Origin of the sequence: Stenotrophomonas sp. 1337, assembly GCF_031455455.1 — a bacterium.
GTDB classification, from domain to species: domain Bacteria; phylum Pseudomonadota; class Gammaproteobacteria; order Xanthomonadales; family Xanthomonadaceae; genus Stenotrophomonas; species Stenotrophomonas indicatrix.
The window spans coordinates 86,121-104,734 of sequence record NZ_JAVDSR010000014.1 but is presented as its reverse complement, the minus strand read 5'-3'; the positions used below and the strand labels follow the sequence as shown (position 1 = coordinate 104,734).

Here is an 18,614-nt window from a genome sequence, read left to right as displayed (position 1 = left end):
GGGGCCGGGTGGGGGGGCCCCCCTAAACCCGGCCCTGGGGGGCGGGGCCGCCCCCCCCGGGGCCCCCCCCCCCCCCCACCCGCCCCCACCCCGCCTTCGACAGTTTCCTGCGATCTGCAGTAGATCCACGCCATGCGTGGATGAACATCTGTCAGATATCGAAGGGTTTGATGAGATCGGAAGCCAGCCGTCGGCTCCGCCACCGGAAACTGTCAGAGGCGGGGCGGTGTGGGTTGGCAGGACCGCAGGCGCCATGGATGGCGCCTACGAGCCCCCATGGAAGGGTTTACGGCGTGTCCTGCCAACCCACATCGCCCCGCCAAGCAAACAGACAACCCAGAGCCAGCTGTTGCTGTTGCTGTTGCTGTTGCTTTGGCCTCGGCGGGTGCCGGGCGCAGCCCGGCCGACCAACCCCTTGATTTCGGGACAATCACCCCTACCCCTTGGCGAGGCCGCACGCGCTTGCGCGGCACCGCACATGGAGCCCTACCCGATGACCGAGACGACCCAGACCGAAACCCTTGGCTTCCAGACCGAAGTCAAGCAGCTGCTGCAGCTGATGATCCACTCGCTGTACTCCAACAAGGAGATCTTCCTCCGCGAGCTGGTCTCCAATGCCGCCGACGCCGCCGACAAGCTGCGCTTCGAAGCCCTGACCCAGCCTGAGCTGCTGGAAGGCGACAGCGAGCTGCGCGTGCGCGTCAGCTTCGATCCGGCCGCCCACACCATCACCATCGAAGACAACGGCATCGGCATGAGCCGCGCCGATGCCATCACCCACCTCGGCACCATCGCCAAGTCCGGCACCGGCGACTTCCTGCGCCAGCTGTCCGGCGACCAGAAGAAGGACTCGCAGCTGATCGGCCAGTTCGGCGTCGGCTTCTACAGCGCCTTCATCGTCGCCGACGAAGTGGAAGTCACTTCGCGCCGCGCAGGCCTGGCCGCCAATGAAGGCGTGCGCTGGACCTCGCGTGGCGAAGGCGATTTCGATGTCGCTACCATCGACAAGGCCGAGCGCGGCACCCGCATCGTCCTGCACCTGAAGGACGGCGAGCACGACTTCGCCGACGGCTGGCGCCTGCGCAGCATCCTCAAGAAGTACTCCGACCACATCGGCCTGCCGATCCAGATGCCCAAGGAAGGCGGCGAAGAAGGCGCCGCGATCGAGTGGGAAACCGTCAACCGCGCCAGCGCGCTGTGGACCCGCCCGCGCACCGAGATCAGCGATGCGGAGTACACCGAGTTCTACAAGCACGTCGCCCACGACCACAGCGACCCGCTGGCGTGGAGCCACAACAAGGTCGAAGGCAAGCTGGAGTACACCTCGCTGCTGTACGTGCCGGGCCGCGCGCCGTTCGACCTGTACCACCGCGATGCGCCCAAGGGCCTGAAGCTGTACGTGCAGCGCGTGTTCGTGATGGATCAGGCCGAGCAGTTCCTGCCGCTGTACCTGCGTTTCATCAAGGGCGTGGTCGATTCCAACGACCTGTCGCTGAATGTCTCGCGCGAGATCCTGCAGTCCGGCCCGGTCATCGATTCGATGAAGGCCGCGCTGACCAAGCGTTCGCTGGACATGCTGGAGAAGCTGTCCAGCGACAAGCCCGAGCAGTACGCCACGTTCTGGAAGGAATTCGGCCAGGTGCTGAAGGAGGGCCCGGCCGAGGACTACAACAACCGTGAGAAGGTCGCCGGCCTGCTGCGCTTCGCTTCCACCCGTGGCGAGGCCGATGCGCAGACCGTCTCGTTGGCCGACTACATCGGCCGCATGGCCGAAGGCCAGGACAAGATCTATTACCTGACCGGCGAGAGCTACAGCCAGGTGCGCAACAGCCCGCACCTGGAAGTGTTCCGCAAGAAGGGCATCGAAGTCCTGCTGCTGACCGATCGCATCGACGAGTGGCTGATGGGGTACCTGACCGATTTCGACGGCAAGGGCTTCGTCGACATCGCCCGCGGCGACCTCGACCTGGGCGCGCTGGAGAGCGAAGCGGACAAGCAGGAGCAGGAAGCCGCAGCCAAGGACAAGCAGGGCCTGGTCGAGCGCCTGAAGAACGTGCTCGGCGATGACGTGGCCGAAGTGCGCGTGTCGCACCGCCTGACCGATTCGCCGGCGGTGCTGGCCATCGGCGAACAGGACCTGGGCCTGCAGATGCGCCAGATCCTGGAAGCCAGCGGCCAGAAGGTACCCGACAGCAAGCCGGTACTGGAGATCAACCCGGGTCATCCGCTGATCGCCAAGCTGGATGCTGAAGCCGATGGCGCACGTTTCGACGACCTGGGCCGGGTGCTGTTCGACCAGGCCGCACTGGCCGCCGGCGACAGCCTGAAGGACCCGGGTGCCTATGTGGCCCGTCTGAACAAGCTGCTGCTGGAGCTGTCGGCCTGACCGATGCCGGGATCGCCCGGCCTGGTGGTGCCAACCTCGGTTGGCACCGCCATTGCCCCGGTAGATGCCAACCTTGGTTGGCGCTTGAAAAGCTGCCGAGCATGGCTTGACTGCAAAAGCGTGCCAACCAAGGTTGGCACCTACCAGAGCAGGTCGGATCAGACCCGTCCCGGAGCAGGTCGGATCAGACCCGTCCCAGATGCGGTCCGATCAGGCCTGCCGATCCAGCAGCGAGCCCAGCATCTGGTCCTCGCGGCGGATCAGCGCGGCATTGGCAGCGAAGGCCACCACCTCGGCCTTGGCAGCCAACAGGTCGCCCAGCGGTGCGGTCGGATCGGTGTCGCCATGGGACGTCACGCGGGTGTCCACCCCACCCTGCGCTGCGGCATCGCGCTGCAGTTGCAGTCGTGGCGCATCCGGGGTCGCCAGGTTGGCCACATTGTGCGCGGCCACCTGCACGCCCTGCTGGGCCGCACGCATCCCGCTGAGCGCAACACCTGTCACATCGTTCATCGGCGGTCTCCCAGGCCACCCAACGCAGCCCTCCGGACCGGTTAACGGCCGCGTAGCTGCGACCTTGAGTCCACGCCGGCCATACAGGCCCGGGTGGTAGCATATCCCTCTGATTTCAGCGCCTTTTGCCAATGCTCAGTTTTTTCCGCCGCAAGAAGCCCCAGGACGCCGCCACACCGGACGCGCCCAAGACCCAGCACTACTCGGCTGAAGAGCTGGCGGCGGCATTCCCGTCGGCCGCGCCACCCGAGCAGGCCCCGGCCGCACCGGTAGCCCCGCCGATGGTGGAAGCGCCTGTGCCCGCTGCCACGCCCGAGGTCGTTGCGCCCGCAACGTCAACCGCGCCGGCCCCGCAAGCACCACTGCAGACGGCGCAGGAAACCATCCCCGAAGCCGCGCCCGCACGCGTGCTGGCGCCGGAGAACTTCGAAGCCGAAGCGGCCGCCGCCGCCGCGGTGCTCGCCCCGCTGGCCCCGGTCATCCCGGCGCAGGAACCAGCCGCCCCAGCCGCCGACCTGCCGGTACTGGTTGATGCCCCGGCTGCTGCGGCGGGCAAGCCCGGCTGGCGCGAGCGCCTGCGCAACAGTGCGTTCGCCCGCAGTTTCGGCGGCCTGTTCTCGCGCAACCCCAAGCTCGATGACGACCTGCTGGACGAGATCGAGACCGCGCTGCTGACCGCCGACGTTGGCGTTGCCGCCACCACCGACCTGATCGCCGACCTGCGCAAGCGCATGAAGGCGCGCGAGTTCATCGATGCCAATGCCCTGCTGGCGGCACTGCGCGCGGACCTGATCGCGATCCTGCAGCCGGTATCCAAGCCGCTGATCATCGACCGCAACGCCAAGCCCTTCGTGGTGCTGACCGTGGGCGTCAACGGCGTCGGCAAGACCACCACCATCGGCAAGCTGGCCAAGCGTTTCAAGGACGAGGGCCACAGCCTGATGCTGGCCGCTGGCGATACCTTCCGCGCCGCCGCCGTCGCCCAGCTGCAGATCTGGGGCGAGCGCAACGGCGTGGCCGTGGTCGCGCAGGGGCAGAACGCTGATGCCGCCTCGGTGGCCTACGATGCGCTGCAGGCCGGCAAGGCCCGCGGCACTTCGGTACTGATCGCCGATACCGCAGGCCGCCTGCACACCCAGTCCGGGCTGATGAACGAGCTGGGCAAGATCCGCCGCGTGCTCGGCAAGATCGACGAGAACGCGCCGCACGAAGTGCTGATGGTGATCGACGGTACCACCGGCCAGAACGCGCTTTCGCAGCTGCGCCAGTTCAATGCCGCGGTCAAGGTAACCGGCCTGGTGGTGACCAAGCTGGACGGTACCGCCAAGGGCGGCGTGGTGTTCGCGCTGGCCCGCGAGTTCGGCATTCCGATCCGTTTCGCTGGCATCGGCGAGCGCCCGGAAGACCTGCGCGTGTTCGATCCGGAAGCCTTCGTCGACGCCCTGTTGCCCGAAGCGCTGGGCACTGCCTGACGCGTCCGCATCCACGCATGGCGTGGCTCTACTGCAACCCGGTAGAGCCACCCCATGGGTGACCGGCCGCTGCCGTAGTAGAGCCACCCCATGGGTGGCTGCCTTTTGGAGTACCGATGCCCCGCCAGCCGAACGCCAGCGCCACGTCCGCCCCTGAGCACGGCTTCGTTGCCCGCCTGCTGCACTGGTTCGACGGCCACGGCCGCCACGACCTGCCCTGGCAGCATCCGCGCAGCCCGTACCGGGTGTGGTTGTCGGAGATCATGCTGCAGCAGACCCAGGTGGCCACGGTCATTCCGTACTTCCACCGTTTCCTGCAGCACTTCCCCACCCTGCCCGACCTTGCCGCCGCCAGCAACGACGCGGTGATGGCGCAGTGGGCCGGCCTGGGCTACTACGCACGTGCACGCAATCTGCACGCGGCCGCCAAGCGCTGCGTCGCCGAGCACGGCGGCGACCTGCCGCGTGATTTCGATGCCCTGCACGACCTGCCCGGCATCGGCCGCAGCACCGCCGGCGCGATCCTCAGCCAGGCCTGGAACGACCCGTTCGCGATCCTCGATGGCAACGTCAAGCGCGTGCTCAGCCGCTATCACGGCGTCGAAGGCTTCCCTGGCCTGCCCGCCATCGAAAAGCAGCTGTGGGCCATCGCCGAAGCGCAGGTCGCCCAGGTGCCGGCTGGACGCATGGCCGACTACACCCAGGCGCAGATGGACCTCGGTGCCACGGTCTGCAGCCGGTCCAGACCGGCCTGCGTGATCTGTCCGCTGCAGGCCGATTGCGTGGCACGTCGCGAAGGCCGCACTGCCGAGCTGCCAACCGCAAAGCCAAGCAAGACACTGCCCGAACGCGAGGCGGTGGCCCTGCTGCTGCGCGACGAGCAGCAGCGCGTACTGCTGCAGAAGCGGCCGGACACCGGCATCTGGGCACAGTTGTGGACGCTTCCGCAGGCCGAAGCGGGCAGCGAGCTGCAGGACTGGTTCGACGTCCACGTCGATGGTTCGCTGGAAGATGCCGAGGAACTGCCAGTGCTGCAGCACACCTTCAGCCACTACAAGCTGCACCTGCAGGTATTGTCACGGCAGGTGCGCGGCCTGCGCGTGGAAGTACCCACGCTGCGCTGGGTTGGCGCCGCCGAACTGCCTGCACTGGGCTTGCCTGCCCCCATCCGCAAACTGCTTGAGGGCGCGCCCATCAAGAGCCCGAAGCGAACTTCCGCAAAATCCCGCAACCACGAGTGAGTGCCATGCCCCGAACCGTCTTCTGCCAGTACGAACAACGCGATGCCGAGGGCCTGGACTTCGTGCCTTACCCGGGGGAACTGGGCCAGCGTGTGTTCAACCACATCGGCAAGCCGGCGTGGACCGCATGGCTGGCACACCAGACCATGCTGATCAACGAGAACCGCCTTTCCCCGCGAAAGCCGGAGCATCGCGCCTTCCTGGAGACGGAACTGGTGAAGTTCCTGTTCGAGAAGGACGCGGAGAAGCCCGCCGGGTTCACCCCGGAAGCCTGACCTGCCGGTAGCGCCGGGCCATGCCCGGCGTCCAGCCATCCGCCGGGCATGGCCCGGCGCTACCGCTCTATTTCGCGGATTCCTCGCGCTCCTGCACCTGCGCCTGGCGCAGCTCCTGCTCGGAGGCGCGTAGCGCCTTCACGTCGAGCTTGCGTATGGTCTTGATGAAGCACGGCATGCGCGGGCCAGCGGTCGGGTCACGTACCAGCACCTTGTCGAACGGCGCCGAGACGCGGTTCATCCGGCTGGTCAGGCCGATGGCGGTCGCATACGACAGATCCTGGCAGGGACCATTCAATTCCAGCAGGTAGGCCTCGCTCGGACGCGTCCAGACCGCCAGCGCACTGTCGCCCAGCTCGGTCCAGCCATTGAGGCTGCCGAAGAACTGCATGTCCTTCTGCGGTGCGCCGGCGTGGGCACGATACAGCTCCAGCTTCTCGGCACTGCCCAGGCGGCCGGTGGTGGCACAGCCAGCCAGAGCCAGGCACAGCCCGGCGATCAACAGTGGGGTCTTCATGGCCATCTCCACGGGGGAACTGTGCCGATCATGCACCCGCCGGGGTGGTGCCGGCGCAACGGCCGGCAGCCTGGTTCAGCCGTTGGTCGGCGGCCCCCAGCCGACCAGGCCCTGCATCGAATCCGGTAGTCGCCAACCTTGGTTGGCGCTTGGCCGGCCGCTCAGACGTCGGCGTGGGCCAGCGCGTGCAGGCGCCCTTCGCGCAGCTCCAGCACCCGGTCCAGACGCCGTGCCAGCGAGCGGTCATGGGTCACCAGCACCAGGCTGGTATGCCGCGCACGGTTGAGCTCCAGCATCAGCTCGAACACGGTCGCAGCAGTGCGGTCATCCAGGTTGCCGGTCGGCTCGTCGCCCAGCACGCAGGCCGGGTGATTGACCAATGCACGCGCCACCGCGGCGCGCTGGCGTTCACCGCCGGACAGTTCGCCGGGCTTGTGGTCCAGGCGATGACCCAGGCCGACCGATTCCAGCAGCGCAGTCGCACGCGTGCTGGCCTCGGCCACCGCGGTACCGGCCAGCATCACCGGCATCATCACGTTTTCCAGCGCGGTGAATTCCGGCAGCAGGTGGTGGAACTGATAGACGAAACCCAGCGCCTGGTTGCGCAGCAGGCCGCGCGAGGTGTCCGACAGCGCCGACATGCGCTGGCCGGTGACATATACCTCGCCCGCAGTGGGCGTATCCAGCCCGCCCAGCAGGTGCAGCAGCGTGCTCTTGCCGGCACCGGAGGCACCGATGATCGCAACCGTCTCACCTGCAGTCACCGTCAGGTCCAGCCCGTCGAACACCGGTGTCTGCATGCGCCCTTCGGCGTAGGTCTTGCCCAGCCCTTCGGCACGGATCACTTCATCGCCGCGGTTGAAGACCTTATTCATAGCGCAGGGCCTCCGCCGGCTGGGTGCGTGCTGCCCGCCAGGCGGGATACAGAGTGGCCAGGAAGCTCATCAGCAGCGCGACCAGGGTGATCACCACGATGTCGCTGGTCTGCATGTCGGTCGGCAGGCCGGTGATGTAGTACACATCCTCCGGCAGCAGCTTGACGTTGAACACCGACTCGATGGCGCCGAGGATGCGTTCCAGGTTCAAGGTCAGGGTGATGCCGCCGATCAGGCCGGCAAGGGTGCCGAAGATGCCGATCAGCGAGCCCTGCACCATGAACACCTGCATCACCCCGCCCGGGGTCAGGCCGAGGGTGCGCAGGATCGCGATGTCGGCCTGCTTGTCGGTCACCAGCATCACCTGCGAGGACACCAGGTTGAACGCGCCCATGGCGATGATCAGCGAGAGCAGGATGCCCATCACCACTTTTTCCATGCGCAGCGAGTGGTACAGGTTGGCGTTCTGCTGGGTCCAGTCGCTGACCCGATAGGCACCGCCGAGGTTCTGCGCCAGGTCCACGCCCACCTCCAGCGAGCGGTCCATGTCATGCAGTTTCAGGCGCACGCCGGTGGCGCCATCGGAACGCAGTACGCGCTCCAGGTCTTTCATGTTGGCAAAACCCACACCGCGATCGACCTCGTTGTAACCGGCCTCGAAGATGCCGCTGACGGTGAAGCGCTTCATCCGCGGCACCGCGCCCGCTGGCGTGCCCTGCACTTCCGCGAAGGTCACCAGCACCTGGTCACCGACGTCCACGCCCAGCCAGACGGCCAGTTCCTTGCCCAGCAACAGGTTGAAGCTGCCCGGGGTCAGGCTGCCGTAGCTGCCCTTGGTGACCTTCTTGTCGATCACCGACACCTTCGGCTCCAGTGCCGGGTCGATGCCCTGGATGATCGCACCCTGCACGCGCGGGCCGCTGATCATCGACTGGATCTCGATATACGGCGCAGCACCGGCCACGCGCGGATCCTTGTTGGCCACATCGACCACGCGCATCCAGTCCGGCATCGGTTCGCCGTCGCGGCTGATGGTGGTGTGCGCGGTCATCTGCAGCAGGCGGCTGCGGATTTCCTTCTGGAAACCGCTCATGACCGCCAATGTGGTGATCAGCACCGTCACCCCGAGCGCGATGCCCAGGATCGATGCCATCGAAATGAAGGAGATGAAGCCGTTGCGGCGCTTGGCGCGCAGGTAGCGCAGGCCAATGGCCACGGGAATGGGTTTGAACATGCAGGCACGCCAGTCGATTCAGCCTATGGTGCCACCGACCGGGGCCGACGGGAAACGCTTCGTGCGGCCACGGCCAGTCGCAGTTCACGTCGTTGTGCGCGATCAAGCACGTCCGGCCAGAACAACAGGCGCCTGCGACGCCAGCCCTCGCGCCAGTGCAGCAGCAGCCAGGGCCCGCGCACCACCAGCCGCGGCTCGGCAATATCGCCGCCGTCCAGCCGCAGCAGCGCTGGCAGGGGCGGCAGCTGCAGCACGACAGGGCGCCGCCGCAGGCGCCAGGCCAGCTCAGCCAGGCCAAGCGCCCAGACCCCGATCAACGCCGGAAGCAGATGCGCGGATGGCAGATCCGAAGCATGCAGCAGCCACGGTGCGGCCAGCAGTACCGCCAGCTGGGCGCCGGCCTGCAGCCGCGACGGGCGCCACTCAAGGCTTGAGGGCAAGGATCCTGTGCATGAGGGGGACGGCGTGTGCATGCGGGCAGGCCTCGTAGCCCATGAACCAGCGCCACAACTTATCGTCCTCGCAATCGAGCAGGAACAGGAAAACCTCGCGGTCTTCGGTCGGCGCACTGCTCCATTCGCGGTCCAGGTAGCGACCGAACAACTGGTCCAGTTCGCGCATGCCGCGACGGCAGCGCCAGCGCAGCTTCTTCAGCAGGATTTCTTCATCCATTGTGTTTCTCCAGATACAGCAAAGCCACGCATGGCGTGGCTCTGCTGGGGTCATGCAACCACCCGGCACCGTATCAGGCGCGGCGTTCCATCATCAGCTTCTTGATCTCGGCGATCGCCAGCGCCGGGTTCAGGCCCTTCGGGCAGGTCCGGGCGCAGTTCATGATGGTGTGGCAGCGGTACAGCTTGAACGGATCTTCCAGATCGTCCAGGCGCGCACCGGTGTCCTCGTCGCGCGAATCGATGATCCAGCGGTAGGCCTGCAGCAGGATCGCCGGGCCGAGGTAACGCTCGCCGTTCCACCAGTAGCTCGGGCAGCTGGTCGAGCAGCACGCGCACAGGATGCACTCGTACAGGCCATCGAGCTTCTTGCGGTCTTCCGGCGACTGCAGGCGCTCACGGTCCGGCGGTGCCGGGGTCTGGGTGCGGATCCACGGCTTGATCGAGGCGTACTGCGCGTAGAAGTGGGTCAGGTCCGGAACCAGATCCTTGACCACGTTCATGTGCGGCAGCGGGTAGATCGGCACTTCCTTCTTGCCGCAGTCCGAGATGGCTCGGGTGCAGGCCAGGGTGTTGGTGCCGTCGATGTTCATCGCGCACGAACCACAGATGCCTTCGCGGCACGAGCGGCGGAAGGTCAGGGTCGGGTCGATCTCGTTCTTGATCTTGATCAGCGCGTCCAGGACCATCGGGCCGCAGGCGTCCAGATCGACGTCATAGGTGTCGGTGCGCGGATTGCTGTCGTCGTCCGGACTCCAGCGGTAGATCTTGAAGGTGCGCACGTTCTTGCCGCCGGTCTTGGCGGGGAAGTGCTTGCCCTTCGTGATCTTGGAATTCTTGGGGAGTGAAAACTCGGCCATGGCTGCTCTCGTTGGCTCAGGCGGCCCGCGCCCGAGGGCGCGGATTGCATGTTAGGCGGGGTCGGATCAGTACACGCGCGGCTTCGGCGGCACCACGGACACGTCATCAGTCAACGTGTACATGTGCACCGGACGGTAGTCGAAGCTGCACTTGCCCTTCTCGTCCACGCTGACCAGGGTGTGCTTCTGCCAATTGACGTCGTCGCGGTCCGGGAAGTCCTCGTGCGCGTGTGCGCCGCGGCTTTCCTTGCGCTGCTCGGCCGAGTTGATCGTCGCCACTGCATTCAGCAGCAGGTTGTTCAGCTCGTAGGTCTCGATCAGGTCCGAGTTCCAGACCAGCGAACGGTCGGAGACCTTCACGTCCTGGAACGAATCGAAGATCTTGTCCATCTTCTCGCAGCCTTCCTTCAGCGTCTGGCTGGTACGGAAGACCGCCGCGTCGGCCTGCATGGTGCGCTGCATGCGATCGCGGATGACCGAAGTCGGGGTATCGCCGTTGGCGTGACGCAGCTTGTCCAGCAGGCCCAGCGCCTTGTCGCAGGCGTCGGCCGGCAGGGTCTTGTGCGCCGCGCCCGGGGTGATCGTCGCCGCGCAACGGTTGGCCACCGCACGCCCGAACACCACCAGGTCCAGCAGCGAATTCGAACCCAGGCGGTTGGCACCGTGCACCGAAACGCAGGCCGCTTCGCCGATGGCGTACAGGCCCGGCACGACCGCATCGGGGTTCTCGCCGTCCTTGCGCACCACTTCACCGTGGTAGTTGGTCGGGATGCCGCCCATGTTGTAGTGCACGGTCGGAATCACCGGGATCGGCTGCTTGTGCACGTCGACGCCGGCGAAGATGCGCGCGCTCTCGGCGATGCCCGGCAGCTTGTCGTCGATCACGCCCGGGCCGAGGTGGGTCAGGTCGAGCAGGATGTGGTCCTTGTGCTCGCCAACGCCACGGCCTTCGCGGATCTCGATGGTCATCGAACGGCTGACCACGTCGCGCGAAGCCAGGTCCTTGTAGTGCGGTGCGTAACGCTCCATGAAGCGCTCGCCGCTGCTGTTGCGCAGGATGCCGCCTTCACCGCGGACACCCTCGGTGATCAGGCAGCCGGCGCCGTAGATGCCGGTCGGATGGAACTGCACGAACTCCATGTCCTGCATGGCGATGCCGGCGCGCATGGCCAGGCCGCCACCGTCGCCGGTGCAGGTGTGCGCCGAGGTGGCGCTGAAGTAGGCGCGGCCGTAGCCGCCGGTGGCCAGCACCACGCCCTGGGCGCGGAACAGGTGCAGCGTGCCGTCGGACATGTCCAGCGCCAGCACACCACGGCAGGCACCTTCGTCATCGAAGATCAGGTCGAGTGCGAAGTACTCGATCATGAAGCGTGCATCGTGCTTCAGCGACTGCTGGTACAGCGTGTGCAGCATCGCGTGGCCGGTACGGTCGGCCGCCGCGCAGGTACGCTGCGCCGCCGGGCCTTCACCGTACTGGGTGGTCATGCCACCGAACGGACGCTGGTAGATCTTGCCTTCGGCGGTGCGGCTGAACGGCACCCCGTAGTGCTCGAGCTCGATGATCGCCGGAATCGCTTCACGGCACATGTACTCGATGGCGTCCTGGTCGCCCAGCCAGTCCGAACCCTTGATGGTGTCGAAGAAGTGGTAACGCCAGTCGTCCTCGCCCATGTTGCCGAGCGCGGCGGAGATACCGCCCTGGGCGGCAACGGTGTGCGAACGGGTCGGGAAGACCTTGGTCAGGCACACGGTCTGCAGGCCCTTGGCGGCCAGGCCGAACGTGGCACGCAGGCCGGCGCCGCCGGCGCCCACCACGACCATGTCGTACTTGTGTTCGGTAATCTTGTAAGCGGACATCTAGTCTGGATTCCTGTCTTGGCGCCTGGGCTCAGGCAACGCCGAGGGCGATGCGGCCCACCGCAAACACACTGACGATCATGCCGAGCACGGCAACGAACTTCACCGCGGTCTGCAGCACCAGGGCCAGCAGCGATTCGTGGATGTAGTCCTCCAGCACGACCTGCAGGCCGAGCTGGGCATGCCAGAACATGGCGATCAGCAGGCCGATCAGCGGAACGGCGTTCCACGGCTTGGCGATCGCGGCGGTGGCGGTCACGTAATCCGAGCCCAGCAGGCCCAGCACGAACACCAGGAACCAGATGCCCAGCACCACCAGCGCGGCGGCGGTCAGGCGCTGATGCACGAAGTGCTCGGTGCCGGTCTTGGCCGAACCGAGACCGCGCACGCCCTTCAACGGGGTACGGAACTTGCTCATGCGGCACCTCCGAACAGCACATAGGCCCACACGGCCAAGGTGATCAGCAGGCTGCCGATCACCGACATCCAGCTGCTGCGGATGAAGGTGGCAATGCGGAATCCGATCGCGAAGTCCTGCACGATATGGCGGATGCCATTGCACAGGTGATAGGCGAACGACCATGTCCACGCGAACAGGAACACGCGGCCATACCAGGCCCCGGCATGGCCGGTGAAGCAGTTCCAGGATTCGGGCCCCATCATCAGAGCCAACAGGCCTCCGGCGATGATGAGGGCACCAACAGACAGAAAGACGCCAGTGGCTCGATGCAGGATCGAGGTGGCCATCTGAATCTGCCAGCGATACACCTGAAGGTGCGGAGAAAGGGGACGTTGTCTGGTCGCCATTCGCTGGGCTCGTTGTCTCGGCTGGGCGGCATAAGGCCGCGTTGGCTCAATGCTGATCAAAAATCGATGCAGCGTCCGTTTTTTTCCCAATCGCCATACCGCACCGGATCAAGTCCGCCGCGGCCACCGAATTCTTCTTCCACCTCTGGTTGTTCCACGGGCACAGGGACCGGGGGAACCAGCGGGGCTTCAGCTTCGGCGTCGGGAGTGGGGGTTGTTTGGCCTATCATGATGGGTCTCGCAACGCACAAATTTTAGACCTCGTTCACGTGCCTGACAACCTTCCCCCTGCTTTCGTCGCATATCCGCGCCTGCCCGGCCATCAATTGCTGAGCCTGCAGGGCGTGGATGCAGTGGCTTTTGCCCATGCCCAGTTCAGCAGCGACGTGACCGCCCTGCCCCTGCTGCACTGGCAGTGGAGCGCGTGGCTGAGCGCCAAAGGCCGCACCCTGGCGGTGTTCCAGCTGCTGCGGCTGGCCGATGACCATGTGCTGCTGGTGCTCGCCGACGGTGATGCCGATGCGATTGCGTCGCAACTGCAGCGCTTCGTGTTCCGCCGCAAAGTGAAACTGCAGGTGCATGCAGACCTGGCCGTGGCCGGTGCCTTTACTGCGCCGGAAGCCGCCGCTGGCGCCGCCATCGCGCTGGTCGGCAGTCAGGGTTGGGAGCTGGATCTGGGCAGCGACGCACTTCCCCGTACTTTGCGCATCGGCCCGGTCGAGGCCTTCCCGGCCAGCGACGAAGCCGAAGATGCCGCCTTCGCCCTGGCCTGGCGCCAGGCCGACCTGCGCTTTGGCCTGCCACGCTTGGCAGAGAGCCAGCGCGAGGTGTGGACCCCGCAGCAGCTGGGTCTGGACCGCCTCAACGGCTACAGCGTGAAGAAGGGCTGCTACCCCGGCCAGGAAATCGTCGCGCGCACCCATTTCCTCGGCAAGGCCAAGCGCGCGGTGCAGCTGCTGCATACCGCTGCACCTGCGCAGGCAGGCGATGGCGTGCAGCAGGACGGGGTCGCGCTCGGCACCCTGGCCAGCGTGGCCGGCGATCTGGCACTGGCTGTGCTGCCGCTGGAGACCGGCGACAGCGAACTGCAGGTGGGCAACGCGGTCGCGCAGCGGATGCCGCTGCTGGACGGCCTGGCGCGCTGAGGCGCCCGCCGGGCATTTCATCCACGCATGTCATCCACGCATGGCGTGGATCTACTGGGGATCACGGTGGGTGCGGAATGTTGGTTCCGCACCGGATGGGTAGTGCCGGCCACTGGCCGGCAACCACGCCGGGTTGAGGTTGCCGGCCAGCGGCCGGCACTACCGGTTACAGGCGCTCGCCGGTTTCCGGGTTGAAGAAATGCAGGCCCTGCGGGTGGATCGCCACCCGGATGTCCTCGCCCACGCCCGGCAGCGACTGCGGCGCCACGCGCATGGTCAGCGCGTGCTGGCCGCTGCTCATGTTGACGAAGATCTCGTTGCCGACCGGCTCGATGCCTTCGATGCGCGCGGTGAACGCATGCGTGTCTTCGCTACCTGCCGGCTGCAGGTGCTCGGGACGCACGCCCACGGCGATCGGCTTCTGCAGCCACGCCGGATCGATCGTCGCCTGCCCCAGCGGAGCACGCCACTGGCCATCGACCACGGTCACGCCACCGGCGTCGCCCTGCAGCGTGCCGCGCAGCACATTCATCGCCGGGCTGCCGAGGAAGCCGGCCACGAACAGGTTGGCCGGGCGGTCGTACAGCGCCATCGGCGTATCGATCTGCTGGATGATGCCGTCCTTCAGCACCACGATGCGCTGGCCCAGGGTCATCGCCTCGACCTGATCGTGGGTCACGTAGATCATGGTGGTGCCCAGCTTGCGGTGCAGCTGCGCGATCTCGGTGCGCACGCTGTGGCGCAGCTTGGCATCCAGGTTGGACAGCGGCTCGTCCAACAGGAACACCGCCGGCTCACGCACCAGCGCACGGCCCAATGCAACGCGCTGGCGCTGGCCACCGGACATCGCCTTGGGCAACTTGTCCATCATGTCGGTCAGCCCCAGCGTCTGCGCGGCTTCGCTGATGCGCTTGTCGATGGTCGCCTTGTCGTGCCCGCGCAGCTTCAGGCCAAAGGCCAGGTTCTCGGCCACGGTCATGTGCGGATACAGCGCGTAACTCTGGAACACCATCGCGATGTCGCGATCCTTCGGCGCCACGTCGTTGACCACGCGATCACCGATGGTCAACGTGCCGCCGCTGATCTCTTCCAGCCCGGCCACCATCCGCAACAGGGTCGACTTGCCACACCCCGACGGACCGACCAGCACCATCAACTCGCCGTCGGCGACCTCGAAGGTGGCGTCCTTCACTGCAACCTGGCCGTTGTCGTAGACCTTGCGCACACCCTGTAACTGCACTTTTGCCATTTCACTCATCCAGTCCGCCCGACGCCGGGCTGTCTTTTGGGACTGCCTCGGCCCTCCCGATGGCAGTGATGATTGCGCGGTTGCCGCATGACGGCGACCACTGCAATCGAATACAGTTGCCCATTCTGCCATGTAAACGTTTTCACGTGGCACTATCCGACAGTCGGTGCGCGCCGACCTGCATCGTCGACCGAACGAAGGGTTGCCGCTGTAGTGGTTTCGATTGGAACGGTGCTCCGGCAAGCCGGAAAACCGATCCAGATGAGCCTCGGACAGGCAGTTGCGCGGATGTCCCCCGAACCCAGCCATGAAGCGATTGACAACGATGTCACCCGGATCTGAAACTCGAGCGATGCACGACACACTCTTCCTGTTTGGTGCCACAGGTGATCTGGCCCAGCGCTACCTGTTCCCTTCGCTGCTGCGCCTGCTCGGCGACGGCCTGCTGCCGGAGGATTTCCGCATCCGTGCGCTGGCCCTGTCGGGCCACGACACCGAAGCCTTCCATGACATCCTGCGCCCGCGCCTGCAGCAGGCGATGCCGATGGCCAGCCAGGAGGACATCGCCTCCCTGCTGCGCCGCATCGACTACCGCTCGGTGGACCTGCGCGACGTCGACTCGGTCGCCGCTGCCGTGTCCGACCTGGTCGACCGCCGCTGCGTGAGCTACCTGGCGATCCCGCCGGGCCTGTACATCTCCACCTGCGAGGGCCTGGCCAAGGGCGGCGCGCTGGCCGCACCCGCGCGCCTGATGCTGGAGAAGCCGATCGGCAGCGACAGCGAAAGCGCCGAGGAGATCATCACCACCATCGGCCAGTGGATCGACGAAGACCGCGTGTTCCGCCTCGATCACTACCTGGGCAAGGCAGCGGTACAGAACCTGATCGCGCTGCGCTTCGGCAACACGCTGCTGGAAGCGGTGTGGAACCGCAATTACATCGAATCGGTGCACATCCTGGTCGCCGAAAGCGAAGGCGTGGATGGCCGCGATGCCTACTACGCGCGCTCCGGCGCCCTGCGCGACATGGTACAGAGCCACATCCTGCAGCTGCTGTGCATGGTGGCGATGGAGCCGCCGGCGTCGCTGGAAGCCGACCGCATCCGCGATGAGAAGGTCAAGGTGCTGCGCGCACTGCGCCCGCTGGATGCCAAGCACGCCGCGCGTGACAGCGTGCGCGGCCGCTATACCGCCGGCAGCATCAACGGCCAGCCCGCACAGGCCTACCAGCCGCCGGAAGGCAGCGACGTGGAGACCTTCGCCGGTGTCACCGCGCACATCGACAACTGGCGCTGGAGCGGCGTGCCGTTCCACCTGGTCACCGGCAAGCGCCTGCCCGAGCGCACCACCCGCGTGGTGGTGACACTCAAGCCGGTCACGCATTGGTTGTTCGAGCGTCCGCAGCGTGCGCAGGCCGCACCGAACCGCCTGGTGTTCCAGCTGCAGCCGCAGGAGAACATCGAACTGGGCCTGATGAGCAGCCTGGCCGGGCCGGAATGGGGCGCGCTGGAACTGCAGCCGCTGGAGCTGGAGCTGTCGGTGCCGACCGGCCTGCATCGCCGTATCGCCTACGAGCGCCTGTTCCTGGACGCCTTCAACGGCAACCACACCCTGTTCGTGCGCGATGACGAAGTGCGTGCCGCCTGGGCCTGGATCGACAGCGTTGCCGATGCCTGGAAGGCGGCCAACCTGCCGCTGGAACCCTACCCTGCCGGCCAGTGGGGCCCGGCCAACGCGGTCGACTTCCTGCCGCAGGGCGTGGATGCGCCAGATAGCGGAGCGTCGGAATGAGTGCCAGCTCGCAGCCCGTGCTGGTCGCCGACATCGGTGGCACCAATGCCCGCTTCGCCCTTGCCGACACCTCGCAGGACGCCCCGCTGCTGAAAGAGAGCATCCGCGAGTACGCCGTGGCGGAGTTCCCGTCGCTGGGTGATGCCGCGCGCCACCATCTGGAGCAGATCGGCGCCACCGCAAGCCGTGGCGTGTTCGCAGTCGCCGGTCGTGTCGATGGTGACGAAGCCCGCATCACCAACCATCCGTGGGTGATCTCGCGCAGCCGCACGGCCGCGATGCTTGGTTTCAACGAACTGCACCTGATCAACGACTTCGCCGCGCAGGCGATGGCGATTTCGCTGCTGCAACCCGATGACGTCGTCCAGGTCGGCGGTGCCGCCTGGGTTCCGGGCAAGCCGGGTCAGCCGCGCAACTACGCAGTGATCGGCCCAGGTACCGGCCTCGGCGTCGGCGGCCTGATCCTTCGCCACGGCCGCTGTTACCCGCTGGAAACCGAGGGCGGCCATGTCAGCTTCCCGCCGGGAACGCCGGAAGAGATCCGCATCCTGGAGATCCTGTCCGAGCAGTTCGGGCGCGTCTCCAACGAGCGGCTGATCTGCGGCCCCGGCCTGGTCAACATCCATCGCGCAATCTGCGAGATGGCGGGTATCGACCCGGGCCAACTGCAACCGGTGGACGTGACCGCCCGCGCCCTGCACGGCGATCCACAGGCGATGCGTACCGTGGATGTGTTCTGCGCGGTGTTCGGCGCCATTGCCGGTGATCTGGTGCTGACCCAGGGCGCCTGGGATGGTGTGTTCCTGACCGGTGGGCTGACTCCGAAGATGCTCGATTCATTGCAGCACTCCGGTTTCCGCCAGCGCTTCGAACACAAGGGCCGGTTCTCTTCGATCATGGCGCGGGTGCCGTCGCTGGCCGTGATGCATCCCCACGCCGGACTGCTGGGCGCCGCTGCCTATGCTGCCGACGCCGAACGTGACGCACCAGGAGTTGCCGCATGACCCCCATCTTCCAGGACGACCGTATCGACTTCATCAACCACGGCGATGCCGATGGCTGGATCGAAGCGGTTGCAGCCGAAATGGCCCAGGCGATCAACCACGACATCACCGAACTGGGCCGCGCACGCATCCTGCTGTCCGGCGGTACTACGCCGGCCCCGGTATACCAGGCGCTGGCCGAGCTGGACGTGCATTGGGACCGCGTTGAAGTGAGCCTGGCCGACGAGCGCTGGTTGTCGCCGCAGGATCGCGACAGCAATGCATGGCTGGTGCGCGAGAACCTGCTCACGCGTGCCGAAGGTGCGCACTTCGATCCGCTGGTGCGGATCGGCAAGCCGCTGCCCGAATGCGTGTACACCGCCAACCTGCAGGCCCAGCACAGCCAGGCGCCAAGCCTGGTCGCACTGGGCATGGGCAACGACGGCCATACCGCCTCGCTGTTCCCGGGCTCGAAGGACCTGACCCGCGCGCTGGAAAGCACCCTGCCGTACGCCGCGCTGGATGCCACCGGATGCCCCGGCGCCAACCAGTGGCCGCTGCGCATCACCCTGACCCCGCGCGGCCTGGCCCAGTGCCGCCAGCGCCTGCTGCTGCTGCGCGGCAAGCAGAAGCTGCAGGTGCTGCGCCAGGCATTGGACAGCAACGACCCGCAGCAGTATCCGATCCTCAACGCGATCAACCTGGAAGGCGCGCGCCTGCGCGTCCACTGGGCTGATTGA

The 18,614-nt window shown here is 66.5% G+C and carries 20 protein-coding genes; 8 read left to right on the top strand and 12 right to left on the bottom strand.

Annotation, left to right across the window (positions count from 1 at the left end):
- Positions 1-493 precede the first annotated feature (493 nt).
- Positions 494-2,386, top strand: coding sequence for a molecular chaperone HtpG (gene htpG / locus J2X70_RS17655; RefSeq protein WP_032977853.1), 1,893 nt, complete (start codon positions 494-496; stop codon positions 2,384-2,386).
- A 210-nt stretch (positions 2,387-2,596) separates the two neighbouring features.
- On the opposite strand, the gene J2X70_RS17650 is transcribed toward htpG, so the two are convergent.
- Entirely contained in the window at positions 2,597-2,899 is a 303-nt protein-coding gene (locus J2X70_RS17650; RefSeq protein ID WP_025878824.1) for a hypothetical protein, read from the bottom strand.
- A gap of 131 nt (positions 2,900-3,030) precedes the next feature.
- Here J2X70_RS17650 and ftsY point away from each other — a divergent pair, with 131 nt between their 5' ends.
- The 3 genes from ftsY (at position 3,031) to J2X70_RS17635 (ending at position 5,887) form a co-directional block, all read left to right on the top strand.
- The gene (gene ftsY, locus J2X70_RS17645) at positions 3,031-4,371 is read left to right on the top strand and encodes a signal recognition particle-docking protein FtsY (protein ID WP_080149139.1); all 1,341 of its coding nucleotides are present in this window, start codon (positions 3,031-3,033) and stop codon (positions 4,369-4,371) included.
- Positions 4,372-4,487: 116 nt separating this feature from the next.
- Complete coding sequence (gene mutY / locus J2X70_RS17640; RefSeq protein WP_309911443.1) at positions 4,488-5,612, top strand: A/G-specific adenine glycosylase; 1,125 nt, start codon at positions 4,488-4,490, stop codon at positions 5,610-5,612.
- A gap of 5 nt (positions 5,613-5,617) precedes the next feature.
- Positions 5,618-5,887, top strand: a complete 270-nt coding sequence (locus J2X70_RS17635; protein ID WP_025878821.1) for an oxidative damage protection protein — start codon at positions 5,618-5,620, stop codon at positions 5,885-5,887.
- A 67-nt stretch (positions 5,888-5,954) separates the two neighbouring features.
- Here the strand turns inward: J2X70_RS17635 and J2X70_RS17630 are convergent, their stop codons facing one another.
- The 10 genes from J2X70_RS17630 to J2X70_RS17585 form a co-directional block, all read right to left on the bottom strand.
- Entirely contained in the window at positions 5,955-6,404 is a 450-nt protein-coding gene (locus J2X70_RS17630; protein ID WP_025878820.1) for a DUF6491 family protein, read from the bottom strand.
- A gap of 161 nt (positions 6,405-6,565) precedes the next feature.
- Entirely contained in the window at positions 6,566-7,279 is a 714-nt protein-coding gene (gene lolD, locus J2X70_RS17625) for a lipoprotein-releasing ABC transporter ATP-binding protein LolD (protein ID WP_032977862.1), read from the bottom strand.
- The gene (locus J2X70_RS17620; protein WP_025878818.1) at positions 7,272-8,513 is read right to left on the bottom strand and encodes a lipoprotein-releasing ABC transporter permease subunit; all 1,242 of its coding nucleotides are present in this window, start codon (positions 8,511-8,513) and stop codon (positions 7,272-7,274) included. The genes lolD and J2X70_RS17620 overlap by 8 nt, the downstream gene beginning before the upstream one ends.
- A 23-nt stretch (positions 8,514-8,536) precedes the next feature.
- Complete coding sequence (locus J2X70_RS17615) at positions 8,537-8,986, bottom strand: hypothetical protein (RefSeq protein WP_309911440.1); 450 nt, start codon at positions 8,984-8,986, stop codon at positions 8,537-8,539.
- The gene (locus tag J2X70_RS17610; RefSeq protein WP_025878816.1) at positions 8,937-9,185 is read right to left on the bottom strand and encodes a succinate dehydrogenase assembly factor 2; all 249 of its coding nucleotides are present in this window, start codon (positions 9,183-9,185) and stop codon (positions 8,937-8,939) included. The genes J2X70_RS17615 and J2X70_RS17610 overlap by 50 nt, the downstream gene beginning before the upstream one ends.
- 73 nt (positions 9,186-9,258) lie before the next feature.
- Positions 9,259-10,044, bottom strand: coding sequence for a succinate dehydrogenase iron-sulfur subunit (locus J2X70_RS17605; RefSeq protein ID WP_025878815.1), 786 nt, complete (start codon positions 10,042-10,044; stop codon positions 9,259-9,261).
- A 66-nt stretch (positions 10,045-10,110) separates the two neighbouring features.
- On the bottom strand, positions 10,111-11,901 hold the full coding sequence (sdhA, locus tag J2X70_RS17600) for a succinate dehydrogenase flavoprotein subunit (RefSeq protein WP_025878814.1): 1,791 nt from the start codon (positions 11,899-11,901) through the stop codon (positions 10,111-10,113).
- 31 nt (positions 11,902-11,932) lie between these two features.
- The gene (gene sdhD / locus J2X70_RS17595; protein ID WP_025878813.1) at positions 11,933-12,319 is read right to left on the bottom strand and encodes a succinate dehydrogenase, hydrophobic membrane anchor protein; all 387 of its coding nucleotides are present in this window, start codon (positions 12,317-12,319) and stop codon (positions 11,933-11,935) included.
- A complete protein-coding gene (sdhC, locus tag J2X70_RS17590; protein ID WP_025878812.1) occupies positions 12,316-12,708 on the bottom strand; it encodes a succinate dehydrogenase, cytochrome b556 subunit in 393 nt (130 codons plus the stop codon). The genes sdhD and sdhC overlap by 4 nt, the downstream gene beginning before the upstream one ends.
- Positions 12,709-12,764: 56 nt before the next feature.
- The gene (locus tag J2X70_RS17585) at positions 12,765-12,938 is read right to left on the bottom strand and encodes a DUF1674 domain-containing protein (protein WP_080149151.1); all 174 of its coding nucleotides are present in this window, start codon (positions 12,936-12,938) and stop codon (positions 12,765-12,767) included.
- A 39-nt stretch (positions 12,939-12,977) separates the two neighbouring features.
- Between J2X70_RS17585 and J2X70_RS17580 the strand changes: the two genes are divergently transcribed.
- Complete coding sequence (locus J2X70_RS17580) at positions 12,978-13,853, top strand: folate-binding protein YgfZ (protein ID WP_025878811.1); 876 nt, start codon at positions 12,978-12,980, stop codon at positions 13,851-13,853.
- Between the two features lie 166 nt (positions 13,854-14,019).
- Here the strand turns inward: J2X70_RS17580 and ugpC are convergent, their stop codons facing one another.
- Entirely contained in the window at positions 14,020-15,102 is a 1,083-nt protein-coding gene (gene ugpC, locus J2X70_RS17575) for a sn-glycerol-3-phosphate ABC transporter ATP-binding protein UgpC (protein ID WP_025878810.1), read from the bottom strand.
- Positions 15,103-15,454: 352 nt separating this feature from the next.
- On the opposite strand from ugpC, the gene zwf reads away from it, so the two are divergent.
- The 3 genes from zwf to pgl are packed head-to-tail and all read left to right on the top strand — an operon-like array spanning position 15,455 to position 18,614.
- Entirely contained in the window at positions 15,455-16,891 is a 1,437-nt protein-coding gene (zwf, locus tag J2X70_RS17570; RefSeq protein ID WP_025878809.1) for a glucose-6-phosphate dehydrogenase, read from the top strand.
- Complete coding sequence (gene glk / locus J2X70_RS17565; protein ID WP_025878808.1) at positions 16,888-17,895, top strand: glucokinase; 1,008 nt, start codon at positions 16,888-16,890, stop codon at positions 17,893-17,895. Before zwf ends, glk begins: the two co-directional genes overlap by 4 nt.
- Positions 17,892-18,614 (top strand): 6-phosphogluconolactonase, encoded by a 723-nt coding sequence (pgl, locus tag J2X70_RS17560; protein WP_025878807.1) that lies wholly within the window; start codon positions 17,892-17,894, stop codon positions 18,612-18,614. Before glk ends, pgl begins: the two co-directional genes overlap by 4 nt.

Excerpts from the sequence above, each read along its gene's own strand:
- J2X70_RS17585 (WP_080149151.1), bottom strand. The coding sequence starts at position 12,938 with ATGATAGGCCAAACAACCCCCACTCCCGACGCCGAAGCTGAAGCCCCG.
- pgl (WP_025878807.1), top strand. The coding sequence starts at position 17,892 with ATGACCCCCATCTTCCAGGACGACCGTATCGACTTCATCAACCACGGC.
- htpG (WP_032977853.1), top strand. The coding sequence starts at position 494 with ATGACCGAGACGACCCAGACCGAAACCCTTGGCTTCCAGACCGAAGTC.
- lolD (WP_032977862.1), bottom strand. The coding sequence starts at position 7,279 with ATGAATAAGGTCTTCAACCGCGGCGATGAAGTGATCCGTGCCGAAGGG.
- zwf (WP_025878809.1), top strand. The coding sequence starts at position 15,455 with ATGCACGACACACTCTTCCTGTTTGGTGCCACAGGTGATCTGGCCCAG.
- ftsY (WP_080149139.1), top strand. The coding sequence starts at position 3,031 with ATGCTCAGTTTTTTCCGCCGCAAGAAGCCCCAGGACGCCGCCACACCG.
- J2X70_RS17630 (WP_025878820.1), bottom strand. The coding sequence starts at position 6,404 with ATGAAGACCCCACTGTTGATCGCCGGGCTGTGCCTGGCTCTGGCTGGC.
- glk (WP_025878808.1), top strand. The coding sequence starts at position 16,888 with ATGAGTGCCAGCTCGCAGCCCGTGCTGGTCGCCGACATCGGTGGCACC.
- J2X70_RS17605 (WP_025878815.1), bottom strand. The coding sequence starts at position 10,044 with ATGGCCGAGTTTTCACTCCCCAAGAATTCCAAGATCACGAAGGGCAAG.
- J2X70_RS17650 (WP_025878824.1), bottom strand. The coding sequence starts at position 2,899 with ATGAACGATGTGACAGGTGTTGCGCTCAGCGGGATGCGTGCGGCCCAG.
- sdhC (WP_025878812.1), bottom strand. The coding sequence starts at position 12,708 with ATGGCGACCAGACAACGTCCCCTTTCTCCGCACCTTCAGGTGTATCGC.
- J2X70_RS17635 (WP_025878821.1), top strand. The coding sequence starts at position 5,618 with ATGCCCCGAACCGTCTTCTGCCAGTACGAACAACGCGATGCCGAGGGC.
- J2X70_RS17620 (WP_025878818.1), bottom strand. The coding sequence starts at position 8,513 with ATGTTCAAACCCATTCCCGTGGCCATTGGCCTGCGCTACCTGCGCGCC.
- J2X70_RS17610 (WP_025878816.1), bottom strand. The coding sequence starts at position 9,185 with ATGGATGAAGAAATCCTGCTGAAGAAGCTGCGCTGGCGCTGCCGTCGC.
- sdhA (WP_025878814.1), bottom strand. The coding sequence starts at position 11,901 with ATGTCCGCTTACAAGATTACCGAACACAAGTACGACATGGTCGTGGTG.
- mutY (WP_309911443.1), top strand. The coding sequence starts at position 4,488 with ATGCCCCGCCAGCCGAACGCCAGCGCCACGTCCGCCCCTGAGCACGGC.
- J2X70_RS17615 (WP_309911440.1), bottom strand. The coding sequence starts at position 8,986 with ATGCACACGCCGTCCCCCTCATGCACAGGATCCTTGCCCTCAAGCCTT.
- sdhD (WP_025878813.1), bottom strand. The coding sequence starts at position 12,319 with ATGAGCAAGTTCCGTACCCCGTTGAAGGGCGTGCGCGGTCTCGGTTCG.
- ugpC (WP_025878810.1), bottom strand. The coding sequence starts at position 15,102 with ATGGCAAAAGTGCAGTTACAGGGTGTGCGCAAGGTCTACGACAACGGC.